The sequence below is a fragment of the Bacillus sp. EKM501B genome (genome assembly GCF_011800505.1).
Classification (GTDB): domain Bacteria; phylum Bacillota; class Bacilli; order Bacillales; family Bacillaceae_G; genus Bacillus_A; species Bacillus_A cereus.
Genome location: NZ_JAALFZ010000002.1, coordinates 725,891 through 745,999 on the forward strand (window position 1 = coordinate 725,891; position 20,109 = coordinate 745,999).

The following is a 20,109-nucleotide window of genomic DNA, read 5'->3' on the forward strand; positions in this document are numbered from 1 at the left end:
AGCAATTACTAGAAAAACCGTTCACTGCTAAAGTTTAGAGGTGGTAAGTAATAATCCCGTACTAGGAAGCTCACACCCTAAGGCTTCCCTCTCTGAAAATCGTAGAAAACTACTCATGTCCTCATCATGACATTTCAATATATTTCATTTATGTAGGTAATTATATGCTCAAAAACTTAGAAAATCAAGGGCGTTACCTTTATTTTTTAAATTTTTCACATTGCGCTCAAAATCATGTAATCCATGTAATTGGACCCGTTCTTGGAACACATTTCGCAAAGTAATAATCATATTATGGTCTTGTTCTTTCGTATATAAATAAATCTTTTTAGGCGAAATAGAAAGAAGCGGCGCAATTACTTTCGTATCAATATATACATCATTTTGCTTTAATAATTCCTCATCTATATATTGGACCAACTTCTCCTGTTTTAAACGTCTACCTTTATCATCATAAAAGATAAAGCTTTCATCAAAAATAAGATGCACGCAAGACAAACGTGATTTACGGCTACTTACTTGTTGCCGAAGCGTCTCAATGAACATTTGGTATTCTTGCTCCATCTTATATTCATCAATTGCCACTTCCGCAAGTTTAGCCACCATTTCCCTATATGTACGAAGACGAAAACGGATATATGATGAAAACGAGAATGAGAGCGGATCACAAAGCCAATTATTTAAAGAAGACTTAATATATGACTCAAATGCGTTACGCGTTAAATCCTGAGCTACACCTTTTCTTCTTCCCTTTAAAATCTCATGTGCCATGTGCAATATTTGATGACACTCTTCTTGTTCTTCATAAAAAAACTTTTCTTTTAAAATCGTATAAATCCACTCATTTTGTTTCACATTCACAATGAAATACACCATTACTGGCAATAAGATTTTTTCAATATAATTCGATTCACGTACTGGTATGTGAATCACCACTTTTTGTTCCTGTAAATACACACTCGTTTCCTTATATAACACTTCCGCTCTTTTTAGCAATTGTCTATATACGTGCATAGCATCATTTTTTTCTTCGAAGCAAATTTCAATCACTTTTGTCCCCCCTTTTATCCCCGCTCTAAAGGACTGTATCTATACGTTACAAATCCTATAAGAGTCCGTCCCGCGTGAATTTCACTCTTAGTAGAATCACATTTCCTATCGTTAGAAAATCCACTCAATATGGCTTGCTAATTTTATATATATTAAGGGAGGGAGAAAAAAATGATACAAGCTACTATGAATTTTTATTGTATACTTTACTTATCAATAAAAGGGGGTATCTGAATGTTTGAATATAAATTCGTAAAAGTCGAATTACATTGGGGGTTCACTCGCTCAAAACCAGCTGAAGACTACCAAGAAATTATTCAAGAACATGCTAGAGATGGCTGGAGGTTCGTACAGATTGTTGCCCCTACGTTTGGCAGTTCTGGACAACCTGAATATTTCGATCTCATATTCGAAAAGAAAATATCACTATAATACAAAAAAAGAGCAAGCTGAGAAGCTTACTCTTTTACTTATGACGACGGTTTTTCCCACCAATTGGAATTGGTTTCGCTAAATATTTAATTCTTTCCATAATACGTGCTGCTTTCATTTCTTCAGCCTCACCACGCTGCGTATACGTTAAATGGTGTTCCAGTTGTTTAAAATCAAAATTAGACGTAAAGAACGTCGGTAAGTTTTCTAACATACGGAATTGCAAGATTGCACCAAGCACATCGTCACGCACAAAGCTTGACATCGCTTCTGCCCCGATATCGTCTAACATTAAAACTTGTACGCGTTTAACCGCATCAATCTTTTCACCAATCGAATTATCTTGAATTGAACTTTTAATTTCACGTAAAAATTCCGGGAAGTATACGAGCATCGAACTTATTTTCTTTCGAGCAAGCTCGTTCGCTATTGCTCCTAAAAGGTACGTTTTTCCTACACCAAATTTACCGTACAAATATAAACCTTGTGCTTTTTTACCTGGTTCATATGTACTTAAAAATTCATTCGCTGCACCAATTGCATCGATACGTGCATTTAAATCAGAAGGGTCTAAGTTTTCCATAGTTGCCTGCAAAATATCCGTTGGCATATATACACTTTGAACGAGTTTTTCATATTTCTTTCTCTCGTCATGCGCTACTTTTCTAACGCAGCGATCGTATTGAATATCAATCATCTTCCCTTGAATAACAAGCTTTGGCTCATAACCTTGTAGCATATTTTTACATGAACCTAAATCCGGACAATCCACGCAACCTACACTTTGTCCAATATATTCATATAACTTCACAAGACTGCGCTCAATCATAGAAGTCGTTACTTCACCCTTATGTTCGTCTATAAATTCTTTCACACGCGGATGCGCCATTACTTCTGCCTTTAGTACTTCATATCTATTTTTAAAGTTTTCATTTTCCATTAATTTTGCAAATGAATTTTGAATATGCTCCATTTTCTCACCTCAAAGAGCGTTCATTCTCTTCTATTAATCACGCTTATATTTTTTTAACACTTCTTCTAGTCGTTTTCTTTCATCTTCTAGCGTACTTGCATCTTTTTCTACACTTGTATCTTTCTTCTCTGTTTCTTTCTCTTGTTCTTTCGGCTCTTCTTCCTTAAGCCAATCTGGCACCATTTCTTTCCGCACCGTTTTCTTCGCCGTACGGCCTTTTTTCTTCGTCTCAGCCCACTCTTGATATTGACGGTTCTCTTCTTTCGCTAACGCCATCGCGTCCGCTACTGTACCGACCTTTTTACGTGCCCAATGCCCAGCAATCTTCTCGACATACGTTTTCGCAAGTTTCATATCTGAGCGTAGCATAACGTAATAAATAAGTACATTCACAACTCCTGGTGTCAATTTTTGATTAATCATGACATCTTCAACGATCTGCAAGTCCGCTTTCGTTGCCTCTGCACCACCAGAAATCTCTTTCAATAGTTGTTTTGGCGAGATTTCCTCTAGCTGCTTTATTAACATCTCCTCTTGCGATGAAGGCTCTTTCTCTTTCATCGTACGTGCAGCATGAGGCTGTACTCTTTCACTTAATACCGGTAATGCTTGACCATTTTCAAATTGATACCAATCGCGCGCTCCTTTTCTAAGCCTTTCCGTATCAATTGTTTGCATCTCTGTCACTGCACCAAGAACGATATTTTGCATCGATAACACATCTACACCATACACGTAAGCAAGTGTTATAACGCAGTCTCTCACTTGATCTGTAATCGCCTTTTTAGGAACAAGAGCGGACAATCCATCTACAAATAAAGAGAAATCAAAGAAATCATTCCAAACTTTCGGAGCGTCTCCCTTCTCGTTACTTGGCATAGTTGTCGTTTTTGGAATACGAAGGTCTTCTTGCGCATGCTCAAGCTGTCCTGGATTAAACGAACCAAACACATCATTGAAAGAACGCGTAACATTTTCATAAGAAGCAAAATCAAATTCTTCTTCTAAGAAATATTGCTTTACTTGATTATATTTTGTCCGGCTCAATCGATTGTATAAAAAGATACTTAAAACAATATCATCAAAAAACTGCTTCGGAGATAAAGGTGGTTGCAACTCATATATGAACATTCGAATATCTTTTTCTTTCTTAATATATACCTTCAATAGCCCAATTGCCTCTAACTTTACTCGTTCCTCATATATTTCAGGAAGTTGCATTTGCATAGTCACCATAAGGGAATGATGCGTATTCTCTTTTCCAAATACACGATCTTGCTCTAGCTCTCCCCATAGTGTCATGTATAAGCTAAAAGCTCTACTACCTATTAACGGCTGATACAACATCGTTAACACTTTTCGGTCGTAATTGTGCAGTAGCCCTTTCGCACTTACTTTATAACGATCAATCGGCAATAGCTCCATCCATGACTGTTTTTCCATTCTTGCTTTTCCTTTCTCTCATCCAATCTATCCTCTACTTCATTCGTTCTATCTTCATTATATAAATTCTTAGTGAAAAAGAGCTATTAGCTTGCGCTTCTAGCTCTCTTATCCTATTACTTACGGTATGTAAAGAGAATAAAATACAACTTCTACTCTCTTTCTTTTTGCAGTATATCTTTTAATTCTTCAATAAATACATTTAAATCTTTAAATTGACGATATACAGAAGCAAAACGTACGTAAGCAACATCATCAATATCGCGAAGTTCTTCCATGACAATTTCACCAATCATATCACTTTTCACTTCTGATATACCTAAATTACGCAGTTCACGTTCCACGCTTTGTGTTACTTCTTCTAATTGTCTTAAAGATACTGGTCTTTTTTCACACGCTTTAATTAAACCACGTAAAATCTTTTCTTTATTAAACTCTTCTCGTGTGCCTTCTTTTTTTACAACGATAAGAGGTGACTCTTCTACCCTTTCAAAGGTCGTAAAGCGACTTAAGCAGCTTTCACACTCTCTCCTTCTTCGAATAGAGCGCCCCTCGTCTACCGGACGCGAATCTAACACTCTTGTACCATTATGAGAACAGGATGGACAACGCAATACATTCACTCCTTTACACTATACTCTTTATTTTTCTCTACTCACTTCACCTAAAATATATATACAATATTATATAACTCATTCTAACTCTCTTACCACTTTAAGTTTCAGCGCATCACTTTATCATCTCATCCTTAAAAATAAGATGGTATATAGAGCACTACCTCATTTGCAAGAATCCAATTTATTCAACTAACGAGTACGTTATATTTTTCCTTTTTTATAAACTAAAAAAGAGGTGCATTATACACCTCTTTACATTTTAAATCAATTATGTTCTTTTTTAAAGAGCTTTTGTTTCTCTCTGCTTAATTTCGAAGCTACCAGTTCCTCGAGGAAGCTCGATGCTCTCACGCGTTTTCGCGTTTAAACCTTCTGCAATATATTCTGCAGCAACATTTGGATCAATACGATCCCCACAAGTATAAACATCAATACTTGCGTAACCGTGCTCCGGAAAGCTATGAATTGTTAAATGTGATTCCGAGATAATTACTACTCCACTTACACCTTGTGGTGCAAATTTATGGAAAGCAACCTCACGCACTTCAGCACCAGCTTTTAGTGCTGCATCCACAAATAATTGTTCAATATACGGCATGTCATTCAGTTTGTCGAAATCGCAATCCCAAAGTTCAGCAATCACGTGACGACCCATCGTATCCATAGTATCCATTCTACAGTTCCCCCTTGTAAATTTATTCTAACTGTTCGAATTGAAAACTAATTTGCAATTTGGCTTGCTCCACTACCACGGGGGAAAGTTAGTCCAGAGAGGTCCTAACCCTTTAAGTAGTGACTACGTACCTCAGCTCTTAAGTTTACGAGTGTTAGTATACTTTGTTTATTTTCATTTTGCAACAACAGTTTTTTCGATTTTCTGTCATATTTTCCTCTTTACTTTTCCCTAAAAAAAATAAACGATTCACAAATGCAGTAATCACAACGCTTCGTGGTATGTCCACTTTTTTAAATATACTTATATAATTTTTTTCCTTTTCAGAAAAAATTAAAAAAAGAGGGCAAATGTTGCCTTGCCCTCTCCTCCCTTATTCACTTAAATGTGTTGCACATTTTCTTGTTTCGCTAACTCTTCAACAACTAACGTTACAAGATCTACAACACGACGAGAGTAGCCCCACTCGTTATCATACCAAGCAAGTACTTTCACTTTACGATCACCCATTACCATTGTAGATAAACCATCAATAATAGCTGAGTGTGTATTTGTATTAAAGTCGATAGATACTAAAGGCTCTTCGCTGAATTCTACAATACCTTTTAACGCACCGTTTGCAACAGTTTTGAATGCATCGTTAATGGCTTCAACTGTCACATCGCGTTTTACATCTACTACTAAATCAACAAGAGACACGTTTGGTGTTGGTACACGAAGTGCCATACCATGAAGTTTTCCGTTTAAATGTGGAAGAACTTTTGCTAGCGCTTTCGCAGCACCTGTCGTTGTCGGAATGATTGATTGTCCGCAAGCACGTGCTCTTCTTAAATCTTTATGTGGGTTATCAATATTTTTTTGGTCATTTGTATAAGCGTGAACTGTCGTCATTAAACCGTTTTCAATTCCAAACTGCTCATCTAACACCTTCACAACAGGCGCTAAACAGTTTGTTGTACAAGATGCATTTGAAATAACAGTATGTTTTGTAATATCTAATTGGTCTTCGTTCACACCAACTACAATTGTTACATCTTCATTTTTACCAGGCGCTGTTAAAATTACTTTTTTCGCTCCAGCTTCAACGTGAAGAATTGCTTTTTCTTTTGAATTAAATTTACCAGTTGCTTCAATTACAACTTCAACACCTAAATCTGTCCAAGGCAATTCCTTTGGATCGCGGTTGTTTAAAAGGCGAATCATTTTTCCATCAACTAATAAGTGATCTTCAAATGCTTCTACTGTTCCGTCAAACTTGCCATGAACTGTATCATATTTAATTAAGTGTGCTAACGTTTCAGATGGATAGCTTGCATTGATTGCTACAATTTCGAATGCGCTTTCTTTTATTGCTTGACGAAATACCATTCTCCCAATACGTCCAAATCCATTAATTGCCACACGAGTCATAATATGTTATCCCCCTTGAATGCGTTATACTATTTATCTCCAATCCCAATAATAGTATAACACAAAAAGGGGATATGTCACTAAGCATTTTCATTAATTTCACAATTTTTTAGTCAATAATGTTCCACTTCTTTAAAATTACCTGCAATTGTGTTTTCGTTCCCATAATTGTGCCATCATTATTTATCACTTCATCTGCATTTTTCACTTTTTCTTCTAACGGCATTTGAGATTGAATACGAGCTGTTGCTTCTTCTTCTGAAAAGTTATTTCGTTTCATTAAACGTTCTAATTGCGTATGCGGCTTAACCGCTACAACTAAAATGCGGTCAACGAGACTTGTTAATTTGCTTTCAAATAAGAGAGGAATATCTAACACAACCGCTTGCATACCTTCTTTTATGTACATTTCCTTTTGCCTATTCATTTCCTCACGCACTGCAGGATGAACAATTTTATTTAACTGCAATCGTTTTTCTTCATTATAGAAAACGACACTTCCTAGTTTTGGACGATCTAGTTCTCCATCTTCTTGTAACACTTCCGTTCCAAATACTTCTACTATTTTGTTATATGCTGGTTTTCCTCGCTCTACAACTTCTCGTGCAATAATATCTGCATCAATAACTGGTATGCTCAGTTCACGAAACATTTGAGACACTGTACTTTTTCCACTTGCAATGCCTCCTGTTAATCCAATTACTACTGTCATCATAATCCTCCTCATAATAAAAGGCGCGAAACTAATGTTCCACGCCCATACTTACATTTTCCAAATTCCAATAATAATGAGTAATACTCCAGGCAGGAATGTAAATTTTTGTAACCACTTCATATTCGATAAAACCGTTCCAAGTTTCATTCCAATAAATAAAAACAAAGAACTCATAATTGCAACTAATATCGCCATCATAGCGGGTGCATACCCTAATAAAGATGCACCAATTCCGGCACCAAATGAGTCTACAGAAAGAGCGATACCAAGAAGCAATGCTTCTCCTGCAGAAATGGTGCCTGATTTATCAAAATCTGCTACAGTCGGTTTCCGTAAAATTTGAATCACTAGCCCTAGCGAGGCAATCTCTAATTTCCAGACCTTCTCCTCTTGCTTCGGTTCTTCTTTTTTCTCACTTCGAAAAAATTGATATAATACCCAAATCCCTATTCCAATAAGAACAAGCCCACCGATACGCGTTGCGATAACAGGTGAAAATACTTTCGCGATCATATGTCCAATTCCCATTGAAACAAGCATAACAGCCGCTGAACACATTCCGATAATTATAATTGATCTTAGTGGAATTCTTACGCTTCTTAAACCATATGTTAGCCCTACACTACAGCTATCCAAGCTTAATGTAAAAGCTAATAAAATAAGAGATAAATAAAGGTACATCGGTAAGCTCCTCCCTTATACATAGCTCTGCTGTATGTATATGACAAATGCCTATCCGATGTTATCTCTTTTCTATATTCTAGGCTGACAAATTGGGCAGTAATGCGTTCCTCGCCCGCCAACAACTGTTTTTTCTAATATCGTGCCACAAGTTACGCACGGCTCTCCTTTTTTCCCATATACATTTAGGAGTTCTTGGAAAGAACCAATTTGCCCTTGTGAGTTGATATACGTCCGAATTGTACTTCCGCCACGCTTTACTGCTTCGCCTAGCGTTGTAACGGTAGCCTCATAAATTCGCTCAATTTCTTCTACTGTTAAAGACGAAGCTTCTCGTTCCGGATGAATTTGAGAACGGAATAAAACTTCATCTACATATATATTTCCAAGCCCTACTAAAAGACGCTGATCCAGTAGCACAACTTTTATTTTACGATTTGTCTTTTGTAATCTTTCTTGTAAATACTGCGGTGTCATTTCAGCATCAAATGGCTCCGGACCTAAGTCCGCAAGAGGCATTTGGTTCATTTCTTCACCTTTCTTAAAGAGATGCATCGTACCAAACTTTCTCACATCTTTATAATGTAATTCCGTTCCATCTGTAAATAAGAAACGGACGTGCGTATGTTTATCAATCGGCTCATCCTCTTGATGTAGTAAAAACTTACCTTCCATACGCAAATGTGAAACAATAACATAATTCGTTACATATAAAAGCAAAAACTTTCCTCTTCGCTTTATTTTTTCAATCTTCTCGCCTTTTAGCATTTCTTTAAAGATTTCTGCATCATCCGGTCGTTTCACTATTTTTGGATAAGTAACAATAACATCTTCAATCGTTTTTCCTGTTACAAGATTTTCAAGTGTCCGTCTGACGTTTTCAACCTCTGGTAATTCAGGCATTTCATCACTTCCTTATTTTGCGTCGTACCAAGTTGGACCGTAAGAATAATCAACTTTCAGCGGAACTGCAAGTTCAATTGCATGCTCCATTACTTCAGGTACAAGCTTCTCTAATTTTTCAATTTCTTCTTTTGGCGCTTCAAATATCAATTCATCGTGTACTTGCAGAAGAAGACGTGCTTGTAATCCTTCTTCTTCTAAACGATCCGCCATAATAATCATCGCTTTTTTAATAATATCTGCGGCAGTACCTTGAATTGGTGTATTCATCGCTGTACGCTCAGCGAAGCTACGTAAATTGAAATTACGACTCGTAATTTCTGGAATATAACGGCGACGATTTAATAATGTAGCCACATATCCTTTTTGTTTCGCATCTTTTACGATGTCCTCCATGTATTCTTGTACACCAGGGAAACTTTCTAAATACTTTTCAATAAATTCCGCTGCTGCTTTTCTTGTAATTCCTAAGTTTTGTGAAAGACCATAATCACTAATACCATATACAATTCCGAAATTAACAGCTTTCGCTTGTCGTCTCATATTTGAAGTTACTTCATCTTTTTTAACGCCAAATACATCCATAGCTGTTTTCGTATGAATATCCATATCATGTTGGAATGCTTCAACTAGCCCTTTATCATTTGCAATATGAGCTAATACACGCAGTTCGATTTGTGAGTAATCAGCCGCATACATAATCCATCCTTCTTCTGACGGAACAAATGCCTGACGAATCTTTCTTCCTTCTTCTAATCGAATTGGGATATTTTGCAAGTTCGGATCCGTTGAACTTAATCGACCTGTTTGCGTTAACACTTGATTAAAGCGAGTATGAATTTTAGATGAATCTTCATGTACAACTTTCAGTAAACCTTCAATGTAAGTTGAATTTAGTTTCCCTAATTGACGATAATGTAAAATATTTGGAATAATTTCATGGTGATTCATAAGCTTATCTAGTACATCAGCTGACGTAGAATAACCTGTTTTCGTCTTTTTAATAACCGGCAAGTTTAAGTTCTCAAACAGAATAACACCAAGCTGCTTCGGTGAATTAATATTAAATTCTGTTCCCGCAAGCTTATAAATTTCCTGTTCCATTTCCTTTAATCTACCCGCAAGTTCTTCTCCCATATTACGAAGACGCTCTGTATCAACTTTTACACCCTTTACTTCCATATCAGCTAATACACGTGCAAGCGGCAATTCTAACTCTGTAAACAGTTCATATTGCTCATTCTTCTTTAACTCTTCAACGAATGTTTGCTTTACATCATATAATACATGCACTTTACGAGCCACATGCTCCGCTACTACCTCTAACTTTGGAACAGCACGCTTCGCACCTTTTCCGTAAACTTCTTCATCAGATTTCACAGCATGCGTTTCTTTCATTTTCGCTACAGTACGGAAGTCTTTATCCGTATCAGCTGGATCAAGTAAATAAGCAGCGATTAATAGATCAAAGTCAATCCCTTGCATATCTATCCCATTCCATTTCAGTGCAACGATTGCACGCTTCGCATCAAATGTATGCTTTCTCATTTCTCCATCTGCAAGCCACTCTTTAAAAGCATCTGACTTAAGAGCAATGTCTGTCTGAATAAAGTAACATCCATTTTCATTTTGAATACCGAAACCTTGAATGTCTGCTTTATGATAGTTATCTTCTTGTACTTCAACGATAAGCGCACTATCTTGCTGAAGCATTTCTTCTGTAACTTCTTCCACAATATCAAATGTAATATCATCTAATTCAGCTGGAGCAGTTTCTTCTGGCGTAACGCCTAATTTATTTAAAAGAGATGTAAATCCTAAACTCTCGAACATTGGAATGACATCACTTGCTTCATATCCTTTATACGCCATATCATCCACATGAACTGTAATCGGCGCATCTGTAATAATAGTTGCAAGATCCTTACTCATAAGAGCTTGTTCTTTATTTTCTTCCAGTTTTTCTTTTAATTTCTTCCCACTTACTTGATCTATATTTTCATACACCGCTTCAACCGTTCCAAACTGTGTTAACAATTTAATTGCCGTTTTTTCACCAACTCCTGGTACACCTGGTATATTATCTGACTGGTCTCCCATTAAACCTTTCATATCGATAATTTGCTTTGGTGATAAGCTGTATTTTTCAAATAAAGCTTCTTTCGTATATTCATCCACTTCTGTAATCCCTTTTCGCGGAATACATACAAGCGTGTTATCAGAAACAAGTTGAAGTAAATCTTTATCTCCTGAAATAACTTTTACACTTGCCCCTTGCTCACTCGCTTCTTTCGCTAACGTTCCCATGATGTCGTCCGCTTCATAATTTTCTAATTCATAACGCGGTACATTGAACGCATCCAGCATCTCACGAATAAATGGGAATTGCTCTGATAATTCAGGTGGAGTCTTTTGACGCCCTCCTTTATACTCACTATACGTTTTATGACGGAACGTTGTTTTGCCTGCATCAAACGCCACTAACATATGAGTTGGCTTTTCTTCCTCTAATATTCTCATTAACATCATTGTAAAACCGTAAATTGCGTTCGTATGTATACCTTTGTCGTTATTTAAAAGCGGTAGTGCAAAGAAAGCACGATACGCGATATTATTACCATCTACTAATACGACCTTTTTTTCCAAAATTGAAACCTCCCCATACAAATTTGAAATGATTTTTTTCACAGAAAAAAACCGTTCCTTTCCTCTCTCTATATTAACATGACTAATAGAGAGAAGAAAAATAACGGCTATTTTCTTTCATATATAAAACAGACTTATATTGGCATAAAGGGAAGTGACGAGAACAGCTTAACTATTCTCGTCCAAAATTACTCCTTGGATGAAGGGGTTTTCATGTATTATATTAACAGAGCTTTATTAATATTTAATTAAGCCATTGTTAATATATTGTAAACATCCTTCATCCTATTTTTCAGTTGCTGATTTCGGTAAAACAACTGTAAACGTTGTCCCTTCTCCAACTTCACTATCTACTGTAATCGTACCTTGATGCGCCTCAACTAAATGCTTTACGATCGACAATCCAAGGCCGGTACCACCAGTATTTCTACTTCTTGCTTTATCCACCCGGTAGAAACGTTCAAAAATACGCGGAATTTCCTCTTTACTAATACCAATTCCAGTATCCGATACTTTTATATAAGCATTATATTTATCTTCCGCTAACTCTACTGAAACAACGCCTCCAGCCGGTGTATATACGATTGCGTTATTAATTAAATTAATAAAGATTTGTTTCAAACGACTTGGATCTCCAATAACAGAGGCACGTTTTAATACATTCACTTGTAAAGAGATTTCTTTTTCTCCTGCTTTATTATCAAGCACCATATGAATATCTTCAAGCAGCCCCTTCATGTCAACGGTTCCCATATTTAATTTAAATCCTTGTTGTTCGATCTTCGACAAATCTAATAAATCTTCAATTAATCCTTGCATGCGCTCACTTTCTTTTAAAATAATGTGCAAGAAATGTTCGCAGAATTTTTTATTATCCATCGCTCCGTCTAAGAGTGTTTCTGAAAAACCTTTAATAGAAGTAATCGGTGTCTTTAATTCATGAGAAACATTCGCTAAAAAGTCTTTTCTCATTTGTTCTAATTTCTTTAACTCTGTTATGTCATGGAATACGAGAACAATCCCTTTCCATTCATGGTTTGTCCCGATAATCGGCGCTCCATATACTTCGAAATGCTTCCGTTCAATTCCAAGTGGCAATAACATTTGTTTACGCACTTTCACTTCTGTCATAAAGATTTCTTCTACAAGCTCAATAATTTCTGTATGATGAAACGATTCATAATATAAGCGATCTAAATATTCTTCATCTGTTACGTGGAAAGTTTCCTTATAAGAGCGGTTTACAAGGTTTATATATCCTCGGCTATCAATTAAAATCATTCCGCTTCCCATATTTTCAATTAACGTATGCAGACGATCTTGCTGCATTTCTTGTTCAAGTGTCATCTCTTGTAAATTTCGAGCTAAAATATTAATCGCTTTACTCAGCATTCCTGTTTCATCCGAATGACTTTCGTATGCACGTGCTTTATAATTACCCTTTGCCAATTCAATTGCAACTTTCGTAACCGATTCAATCGGCCTAATATATTGCCCTGTAATTTTCATACCTAAAAATACAACTACGAGACAAGCAATGACAAATCCGATAATTAATAATCCCCACGTTTTTTGATGTACGTCTCTTAAAGGATCAATTATACTTTTCACCAAAATGTATCCTTGTTTTCCTTCTACATCTTGAACGAACACCGCATGATAAAATTCATTCTTTCGATCCGTTTCTTTCGTAATTACTTTACTTCGTTGTTTTGCCACTTCCGAAGAAAGTTCTTTAATCGTCTCTGGACTAAATGCCAATTCTTGTCCTTTTCTATATTGAACTTTCTTTTTTTCATCCAAAAATACGATAGAAGCTGGTATTTTTTCTTCTAACTTTTCAAATACGTATGGATTTTTTAAGACATTATCAAAACCTTGCTCTTCTGCTAACGTCGCAACATACTCCGTCTCTTTTACCATTCTCTCTTTAGCATGATCTATATAGTAGTTTTCAAACACAGTTTCTAGTAATAAACCTAGTCCAACTAAAATAAATACAATAAGAGAAACAAATGTAAAAAGAAGCCTGGAACGAAATTTATTCATTCCCTTTTGGCTCCTCTAATTTATATCCTAAACCACGTATCGTTTTAATGTACGTCGGTTTTTTCGTATTTTGTTCAATTTTATCGCGCAAATGGCTAATATGAACATCAACAATTCGTGTATCACCAGCAAAATCATAATTCCATACAGCACTTAATAATTGATCACGTGTCAACACGCGACTTTTATTTTTCGCAAGATACACAAGTAGTTCAAATTCTTTTGGTGTTAATTCAAGCTTTCTTCCTTGGAAATAAGCCTCATAAAACTCCGGTAAAATTTTAAGTTCTGCAATTGTGATGCTATCTTCATCTGGCGCTTCTGCAACTTGTTCTTCTTGTTGTAATTTCGTACGGCGCAAAATCGCCTTCACACGAGCAACTACTTCTCTTGGACTAAATGGCTTTGTCATATAATCATCTGCCCCAAGTTCAAGGCCTAGCACCTTATCAAACTCATCATCTTTTGCCGTTAACATTAAAATCGGCGTCATAACGCGCTGCAATCGTAATTCTTTACACACTTCCATACCATCCATTTTCGGAAGCATTAAATCTAATATAATTAAATCTGGGCGTTCTGTTGTCGCTTTTTGAAGCGCCATTTCTCCATCCATCGCTGTTATAACTTCAAACCCAGCTTGTTGTAAATTAAATTCGATTAAAGTTAAGATAAATTCCTCATCATCTACTACTAAAATACGATTGTTCATTCTTTTCCTCCAAGTTATAGACTTGAAACCTTCTTCATCCTAGTATTTTCCCCGTTATTCTCATCATACTAGAAAACAAGGTCCCTCTCAATATAATTGTCTATTCATGGATTCGGATTGTGCTATTGTTATTCCTAAAAACAATTACGTTCGCCTCAATTATGTTTTGTTATCCATACTTTATATACTTCCATATCGTTATTAAATTCTACTTCCGTATGAATATTGAGTTCTCGATTTTGCGCTAAGAGAAAAGATAAAGCATACGCTATTTTATAATCTGGTGTTTCATATCCATCAAATACTCTCCCGTACATTTCATTCACAAACCCGTCTGCCCACACTTCAGCTTCTCTTACCGTTTCAAAGATCACTCTTCTCTTTTCCACCTCACCTAAAAAACCACTCCTTTAATTGACTTCAATTACCGATAATTATATTATTAATCTTAATATATAAATTAATAATATACGGAGGTCTATTATGCGACTAATACTATCCATTCTATCTTTAGCAGTCACATGTATCCTTGCTTTTAACGCTCCGAGCTGGGATACGATTAAAACGGGGTGCTCAGAATTTGCTGAAGGGTTCAAAGAAGGGTTCTTCAACTAAAAATAGCGCTAGCATCCTTATTAAAGGTATGCTAGCGCTATTCATATTTTCATCTTTTAAAAATTATCTAATGCTTTTTCCATAATGGAAACAGATTTAAAAGGTGGCGTTACTGTTAATGAACCTTTCACAACAGTTTCTCCTTTTTCATCATGAGCAGATACAAGCATATCAATTGTATGTTCCTCCTCAGAAACAGCCACAACTTCAAAGTGGATTTGTAACGTTTCATAATGGTGAACATGTTTCACGAATGTAAGGTCCTTTCTCGTAATATGACTTCCTGGACCCGGTAAATATTTCGTAACCGCCGTTGTAATCATTCCCGTTAGCATAATGCTTGGTACAATCGGCTTTTCATACGGAGTTTGGGATGCGTAATCATGCTGAATATATAATGGATTGGCATCATTCGTTAACCCTAAGTACAATAACAAATCTTTATCCTCAATTTTTTCAGTGATAGATAATTTCTCTCCTACTGTAATTTCATCCATTTTACGACCAATTTGAACTTTTTTCTTTAACATGTTACAACCCCCTCCGATTTTTTCACCTTATTATCCTACTAAAAGCGATACCTTATCCGAAATTTACTATGATGAGGGCAATGTATAGTATAAATCTACAGTTTCATTATAGGATATTACAAATGATAGCGTTTTCATATTATTTCAAAAAAACAATTCGGTAAATAGTAGAAAAAGATTCGGAATCCCGAATCTTTTTCACTACTATTCAATTATTAAACAAGAACTTTCATTACGTTACGTACAGATTCTACAGAGCGATCTAACGCTTCTTTTTCATCTGCAAGAAGTTCTAATTCAATAATTTTTTCAATTCCGTTACCACCTAGAATTACTGGTACCCCTAAGTAAAGGTCACTATAACCATACTCACCTTCAAGGTACGCAATAGCCGGTAATACACGGCGTTGATCTTTTAAGATTGCTTCTGTCATTTCAACTAAAGAAGCTGCTGGTGCGTAATATGCACTACCGTTTCCTAATAAGCCTACAATCTCACCGCCACCTTTACGTGTACGTTCTACGATTGCTTCTAAACGCTCTTTCGGAATTAACGTTTCTAACGGAATACCGCCTGCATATGAATAACGCACAAGAGGTACCATGTCGTCACCGTGTCCACCAAGAACAAATCCTGTAATATCTTTTACAGAAAGATTTAATTCTTGTGCGATGAATGTACGGAAACGAGCTGTATCTAATACACCCGATTGACCGATAACACGCTCTTTCGGGAATCCTGCTTCTTTAAATACAGAATATGTCATTGCATCAACTGGATTTGTTAACACAACAATAATTGCATTTGGTGAATGTTTTGCAATGTCGCGCGTAATACTTTTCATAATTTTAGAGTTTGTTGCTACTAAGTCATCACGGCTCATACCAGGCTTACGTGCAATACCTGCTGTAATAACGACAACGTCAGAATCAGCAGTATCTGCGTAATCAGATGTTCCAATAATGTTAGCATCAAAACCTTGTACTGGGCTCGCTTCTAACATATCTAACGCTTTCCCTTTTGTTGGATTTTCCAGTTGTGGAATGTCCACTAATACAACATCTGCCAGTTCTTTTTGTGCTAATAAGAATGCCGTTGTTGCTCCTGTAAATCCTGCACCGATGACTGAAACCTTCTTGCGTTTGATTGTCATAATTTACCCCCCGCTTTAATTATGCGTTTTTGATTATCGCTACATCCATGTTTTTAATAAGTTCATTAGCGAACTCAGAACATTTCACTTCTGTTGCACCTTCCATTAAGCGTGCGAAATCATAAGTTACTACTTTTGAAGCAATTGTTTTCTCAACAGAAGCAGTTACTAATTTCGCAGCTTCGTTCCATCCTAAGTGTTCTAATAATAATACACCTGAAAGAAGAACAGAAGATGGGTTTACTTTATCTAAACCTGCATATTTTGGAGCTGTACCGTGTGTAGCTTCAAAGATAGCATGTCCAGTCACATAGTTAATGTTTGCACCAGGTGCAATACCAATTCCACCTACTTGTGCAGCAAGTGCATCAGAGATATAGTCACCATTTAAGTTCATTGTTGCAACAACATCGAACTCACGTGGACGAGTTAAAATTTGTTGTAAGAAGATGTCTGCAATAGAATCTTTTACGATGATTTTTCCAGCCACTTCAGCGTCTGCCATCGCTTTATTCGCTGCATCTTTACCATCTTTTTCAACGATACGATCGTATTCAGCCCAAGTAAATACTTTGTCGCCGAATTCTTGTTCCGCTACTTCGTAACCCCAGTTTTTGAAAGCACCTTCTGTAAATTTCATAATGTTTCCTTTATGAACTAATGTAACAGAAGAGCGTTTTTCGTTAATTGCATATTGAATTGCAGCACGAACAAGACGCTTTGTCCCTTCTTCTGAAATCGGCTTAATACCAATACCAGATGTTTCTGGGAAGCGGATTTTATTAACACCCATTGCTTCTTTTAAGAAAGCAAGAACTTTTTCTGCTTCTGGAGATCCTTGTGCATATTCAATTCCAGCATAAATGTCTTCTGTATTTTCACGGAAAATAACCATATCAGTATCTTCCGGACGTTTTACAGGTGAAGGAACACCTTCAAAATAACGAACTGGACGTAGACATACATATAAATCTAATTCTTGACGAAGTGCTACGTTTAAAGAACGAATACCACCGCCAACTGGAGTTGTAAGTGGACCTTTAATCGCGATTAAATATTCACGAATTAAGTTTAAAGTTTCTTCTGGTAACCACTCGCCTGTTTGGTTGAATGCTTTTTCCCCTGCAAGCACTTCTTTCCAAACGATTTTCTTCTCACCATCATAAGCTTTTTCAACTGCTGCTTCTAGTACGCGAGATGCAGCTGCCCAAATATCAGGACCAATTCCATCTCCCTCGATAAATGGAATAATCGGATTGTTTGGTACATTCATAACACCATTAGTTACAGTAATTTTTTCACCTGTCGTCAATGTGATAACCCCCATGTTTGAAATTTCATATGTATGAAACTGAGGGAATAACCCCTCAGTTCAAACCGTTAGTCAAATTAAAATATTCTAATCATTACATCTTTCCGAAAAAATCAGACTTTTGAAAGCGTATTTTCACTATCAAAATAGTGTTATTCGCTTATCGTTGTGCAATTGGAACATACACTTGATGCGTTGGTCCATTATAATCAGCACGCGGACGAATTAAACGGTTGTTTTCATATTGTTCTAGAATATGAGCTAACCAGCCTGACATACGGCTAATTGCAAAAATAGGTGTAAATAAGTCATGGTCAATTCCTAAACAATGGTATACAGAAGCTGAATAGAAATCAACATTTGGTGGAAGACCTTTTTCTTTTGTTACAATGTCTTCAATTTTGATAGACATATTATACCATTTCTCTTCTCCTAAAAGCACGCATAATCTCTTAGACATTTCACGTAAGTGTTTTGCACGTGGATCACCCTGCTCATACACACGGTGGCCAAAGCCCATGATTTTCACTTTATTTTGAAGAGCATTATGAATATATGACTCTACATTTTCTTCTTCACCAATCTCAGTTAACATCTTCATTACATTTTCATTTGCCCCACCGTGAAGAGGACCTTTTAATGCACCGATTGCTGCTGTAATACCAGAATATACATCTGAAAGTGTAGCTACGCAAACACGTGCAGTAAATGTAGAAGCGTTTAACTCATGATCTGCATGAAGTACAAGCGCCTTATCAAAAGCTTCAATTTCAACTTCATTTGGCTCGCGATCATTTAACATGTATAAGAAGTTTGCAGCTAATGATAAATCCTTTCTTGGCTCAACAATATCTAAACCTTTACGGATTCTCGCGTAAGCAGCAACTAAAGTTCCGACTTGCGCCTGTAATTTAACCGCTTTCAAATAATTGGACTTTTCATCCATAATTTCAGCGCTCTCATCGTATAATGATAGCATGGAAATTGCAGTTCGTAAAACAGACATCGGATGTGCAATTTTTAAATCTACTTGTTTCAAATATGTTAAAATCTCACCTGGAACTTTATAGTATTCAGATACAATTTCATTAAATTCCGCTAGTTCTTTTTCATTAGGAAGCTTGCGGTGCCATAATAAGTACACTACTTCTTCAAACGTAGCATTCTCAGCTAAATCATCAATATTATACCCAACATAAGTTAATGTATCATCAATAATAGAGCTCACAGATGATGTTGTTGCTACTACCCCTTCTAAACCTCGAATAACAGTCATGACATTCTCTCCTTTTCCTGAAAATTCTCCCAACCTTGCTCCTTATATCTATTTGCTCCCCTTATGAATTATGAACGCCCGTTCACTCTTTAGGCAAGCAAAATGCACGATCATGCAAATTTGTTGCGATGTTCCCCTCTTATTGTCCATTGTTTACATGGAAAGCATGAGCGTGAATGTCTCCCCGAATCCTCACGCTCAAAACAACAAGTTAGTGAGGAAAATACATTCCGAAGAGTTTTATGATAAAAACAACATAAAACAATATCATTATAAAATTGTTTTATGTTGTTTTTATTTTATCTGGTGTAAAGTCTCTGCTGTTATGTAACTTTTCAAAGTTTCTAATCCTATTATAAACAATTATCTGACTTTTGTGAACAGAAAGAATTCAAAAATTTTATATTACTATAAAATTCCTTATTTAAACATCTGTATAATACTCATAACCGCATAGGCAATTCCAGCCCCAATTAACGGACCAACAGCAACCCCATTAAATAGCGCAACCGCTATAATTGTCCCAAAAACAAGCGCAGTTGTAATGTGAGGATCCGTCGTCAACAATTGTACGCCGCCTTTCGCTAACAAAGCGACCGCTACACCTGAAGCTAAAGCAATCCACGCATAATAAGATTTCGCCGCTTCTCCAAGTTGTTTAAAACCTATTTCCCCTGTCGCAATCGGTACGAGCACCGCTATTGTAATGACCGTTACACCTAGGTTAATTCCTTTCGTTTGTAAATAAGGAAAGACCTTATCTCCTAAAAACGTAAACTTCAATAAAAATAACACACCAATAGCTACAGTAAGCGATTGGTTTTTAGCAATAAGTCCTATAATAAGTAGTATGAATAAAAATAACGTTGACTGACTAATCATGTTTGCACTTCCTTTCTGAAAATAATGAACTCATTT

At 36.3% G+C, this 20,109-nt stretch carries 19 protein-coding genes, 1 pseudogene and 1 other annotated feature (1 of these 21 running past the window's edge); of the genes and pseudogenes, 2 read left to right on the forward strand and 18 right to left on the reverse strand.

Annotated elements, in window-relative coordinates; genetic code table 11:
• Window positions 1-137: a binding site (T-box leader), on the reverse strand; it reaches 92 nt to the left of the window's first position.
• 31 nt (window positions 138-168) lie between these two features.
• A complete protein-coding gene (gene ytxC, locus HFD78_RS08575) occupies window positions 169-1,050 on the reverse strand; it encodes a putative sporulation protein YtxC (protein ID WP_000569629.1) in 882 nt (293 codons plus the stop codon).
• Window positions 1,051-1,284: 234 nt separating this feature from the next.
• Here ytxC and HFD78_RS08580 point away from each other — a divergent pair, with 234 nt between their 5' ends.
• Window positions 1,285-1,482 carry a DUF4177 domain-containing protein gene (locus HFD78_RS08580; RefSeq protein ID WP_000464456.1) on the forward strand — a complete coding sequence of 66 codons (198 nt, stop codon included), beginning with the start codon at window positions 1,285-1,287 and terminating at the stop codon, window positions 1,480-1,482.
• 34 nt (window positions 1,483-1,516) lie between these two features.
• Here HFD78_RS08580 and dnaI read toward each other — a convergent pair whose 3' ends face one another.
• The 12 genes and pseudogenes from dnaI to HFD78_RS08640 form a co-directional block, all read right to left on the reverse strand.
• Window positions 1,517-2,455 (reverse strand): primosomal protein DnaI, encoded by a 939-nt coding sequence (gene dnaI, locus HFD78_RS08585; protein ID WP_000400104.1) that lies wholly within the window; start codon window positions 2,453-2,455, stop codon window positions 1,517-1,519.
• Window positions 2,456-2,488: 33 nt separating this feature from the next.
• Complete coding sequence (locus HFD78_RS08590; protein WP_000415029.1) at window positions 2,489-3,898, reverse strand: replication initiation and membrane attachment family protein; 1,410 nt, start codon at window positions 3,896-3,898, stop codon at window positions 2,489-2,491.
• Between the two features lie 152 nt (window positions 3,899-4,050).
• On the reverse strand, window positions 4,051-4,512 hold the full coding sequence (gene nrdR, locus HFD78_RS08595) for a transcriptional regulator NrdR (protein ID WP_001203687.1): 462 nt from the start codon (window positions 4,510-4,512) through the stop codon (window positions 4,051-4,053).
• A gap of 283 nt (window positions 4,513-4,795) precedes the next feature.
• Window positions 4,796-5,179: an adenosylmethionine decarboxylase gene (gene speD / locus HFD78_RS08600; protein WP_098413228.1), complete on the reverse strand. Its 384-nt coding sequence runs from the start codon at window positions 5,177-5,179 to the stop codon at window positions 4,796-4,798.
• 390 nt (window positions 5,180-5,569) lie between these two features.
• Window positions 5,570-6,598, reverse strand: coding sequence for a glyceraldehyde-3-phosphate dehydrogenase (locus HFD78_RS08605; protein ID WP_000198974.1), 1,029 nt, complete (start codon window positions 6,596-6,598; stop codon window positions 5,570-5,572).
• A gap of 109 nt (window positions 6,599-6,707) precedes the next feature.
• The gene (gene coaE / locus HFD78_RS08610; RefSeq protein ID WP_000219315.1) at window positions 6,708-7,310 is read right to left on the reverse strand and encodes a dephospho-CoA kinase; all 603 of its coding nucleotides are present in this window, start codon (window positions 7,308-7,310) and stop codon (window positions 6,708-6,710) included.
• A gap of 51 nt (window positions 7,311-7,361) precedes the next feature.
• On the reverse strand, window positions 7,362-7,994 hold the full coding sequence (gene ytaF / locus HFD78_RS08615) for a sporulation membrane protein YtaF (protein WP_000281743.1): 633 nt from the start codon (window positions 7,992-7,994) through the stop codon (window positions 7,362-7,364).
• A gap of 72 nt (window positions 7,995-8,066) precedes the next feature.
• A complete protein-coding gene (mutM, locus tag HFD78_RS08620; protein WP_065703075.1) occupies window positions 8,067-8,897 on the reverse strand; it encodes a DNA-formamidopyrimidine glycosylase in 831 nt (276 codons plus the stop codon).
• 12 nt (window positions 8,898-8,909) lie between these two features.
• The gene (gene polA / locus HFD78_RS08625) at window positions 8,910-11,543 is read right to left on the reverse strand and encodes a DNA polymerase I (protein ID WP_000412804.1); all 2,634 of its coding nucleotides are present in this window, start codon (window positions 11,541-11,543) and stop codon (window positions 8,910-8,912) included.
• A 285-nt stretch (window positions 11,544-11,828) separates the two neighbouring features.
• Window positions 11,829-13,592: a sensory box histidine kinase PhoR gene (gene phoR / locus HFD78_RS08630; RefSeq protein WP_001032106.1), complete on the reverse strand. Its 1,764-nt coding sequence runs from the start codon at window positions 13,590-13,592 to the stop codon at window positions 11,829-11,831.
• Window positions 13,585-14,304, reverse strand: a complete 720-nt coding sequence (phoP, locus tag HFD78_RS08635; protein WP_001065220.1) for a two-component system response regulator PhoP — start codon at window positions 14,302-14,304, stop codon at window positions 13,585-13,587. The genes phoR and phoP overlap by 8 nt, the downstream gene beginning before the upstream one ends.
• Before the next feature lie 155 nt (window positions 14,305-14,459).
• Window positions 14,460-14,698, reverse strand: a pseudogene (locus HFD78_RS08640) (hypothetical protein).
• A gap of 89 nt (window positions 14,699-14,787) precedes the next feature.
• On the opposite strand from HFD78_RS08640, the gene HFD78_RS29795 reads away from it, so the two are divergent.
• Entirely contained in the window at window positions 14,788-14,919 is a 132-nt protein-coding gene (locus HFD78_RS29795; RefSeq protein ID WP_001237022.1) for a hypothetical protein, read from the forward strand.
• A gap of 56 nt (window positions 14,920-14,975) precedes the next feature.
• Here HFD78_RS29795 and HFD78_RS08645 read toward each other — a convergent pair whose 3' ends face one another.
• The 5 genes from HFD78_RS08645 to HFD78_RS08665 form a co-directional block, all read right to left on the reverse strand.
• Window positions 14,976-15,449: a MaoC family dehydratase gene (locus tag HFD78_RS08645; RefSeq protein ID WP_000914180.1), complete on the reverse strand. Its 474-nt coding sequence runs from the start codon at window positions 15,447-15,449 to the stop codon at window positions 14,976-14,978.
• Between the two features lie 215 nt (window positions 15,450-15,664).
• Window positions 15,665-16,603, reverse strand: coding sequence for a malate dehydrogenase (mdh, locus tag HFD78_RS08650; RefSeq protein ID WP_000153232.1), 939 nt, complete (start codon window positions 16,601-16,603; stop codon window positions 15,665-15,667).
• 19 nt (window positions 16,604-16,622) lie between these two features.
• A complete protein-coding gene (gene icd / locus HFD78_RS08655; RefSeq protein ID WP_000206898.1) occupies window positions 16,623-17,915 on the reverse strand; it encodes an NADP-dependent isocitrate dehydrogenase in 1,293 nt (430 codons plus the stop codon).
• Between the two features lie 160 nt (window positions 17,916-18,075).
• On the reverse strand, window positions 18,076-19,224 hold the full coding sequence (citZ, locus tag HFD78_RS08660; RefSeq protein WP_000503652.1) for a citrate synthase: 1,149 nt from the start codon (window positions 19,222-19,224) through the stop codon (window positions 18,076-18,078).
• A 387-nt stretch (window positions 19,225-19,611) separates the two neighbouring features.
• Window positions 19,612-20,073 carry a DUF441 domain-containing protein gene (locus HFD78_RS08665; protein WP_000625507.1) on the reverse strand — a complete coding sequence of 154 codons (462 nt, stop codon included), beginning with the start codon at window positions 20,071-20,073 and terminating at the stop codon, window positions 19,612-19,614.
• Window positions 20,074-20,109 lie beyond the last annotated feature (36 nt).

Excerpts from the sequence above, each read along its gene's own strand:
- coaE (WP_000219315.1), bottom strand. The coding sequence starts at position 7,310 with ATGACAGTAGTAATTGGATTAACAGGAGGCATTGCAAGTGGAAAAAGT.
- HFD78_RS08590 (WP_000415029.1), bottom strand. The coding sequence starts at position 3,898 with ATGGAAAAACAGTCATGGATGGAGCTATTGCCGATTGATCGTTATAAA.
- ytaF (WP_000281743.1), bottom strand. The coding sequence starts at position 7,994 with ATGTACCTTTATTTATCTCTTATTTTATTAGCTTTTACATTAAGCTTG.
- HFD78_RS08605 (WP_000198974.1), bottom strand. The coding sequence starts at position 6,598 with ATGACTCGTGTGGCAATTAATGGATTTGGACGTATTGGGAGAATGGTA.
- HFD78_RS29795 (WP_001237022.1), top strand. The coding sequence starts at position 14,788 with ATGCGACTAATACTATCCATTCTATCTTTAGCAGTCACATGTATCCTT.
- HFD78_RS08580 (WP_000464456.1), top strand. The coding sequence starts at position 1,285 with ATGTTTGAATATAAATTCGTAAAAGTCGAATTACATTGGGGGTTCACT.
- phoP (WP_001065220.1), bottom strand. The coding sequence starts at position 14,304 with ATGAACAATCGTATTTTAGTAGTAGATGATGAGGAATTTATCTTAACT.
- phoR (WP_001032106.1), bottom strand. The coding sequence starts at position 13,592 with ATGAATAAATTTCGTTCCAGGCTTCTTTTTACATTTGTTTCTCTTATT.
- dnaI (WP_000400104.1), bottom strand. The coding sequence starts at position 2,455 with ATGGAGCATATTCAAAATTCATTTGCAAAATTAATGGAAAATGAAAAC.
- HFD78_RS08645 (WP_000914180.1), bottom strand. The coding sequence starts at position 15,449 with ATGTTAAAGAAAAAAGTTCAAATTGGTCGTAAAATGGATGAAATTACA.
- mdh (WP_000153232.1), bottom strand. The coding sequence starts at position 16,603 with ATGACAATCAAACGCAAGAAGGTTTCAGTCATCGGTGCAGGATTTACA.
- mutM (WP_065703075.1), bottom strand. The coding sequence starts at position 8,897 with ATGCCTGAATTACCAGAGGTTGAAAACGTCAGACGGACACTTGAAAAT.
- speD (WP_098413228.1), bottom strand. The coding sequence starts at position 5,179 with ATGGATACGATGGGTCGTCACGTGATTGCTGAACTTTGGGATTGCGAT.
- HFD78_RS08665 (WP_000625507.1), bottom strand. The coding sequence starts at position 20,073 with ATGATTAGTCAGTCAACGTTATTTTTATTCATACTACTTATTATAGGA.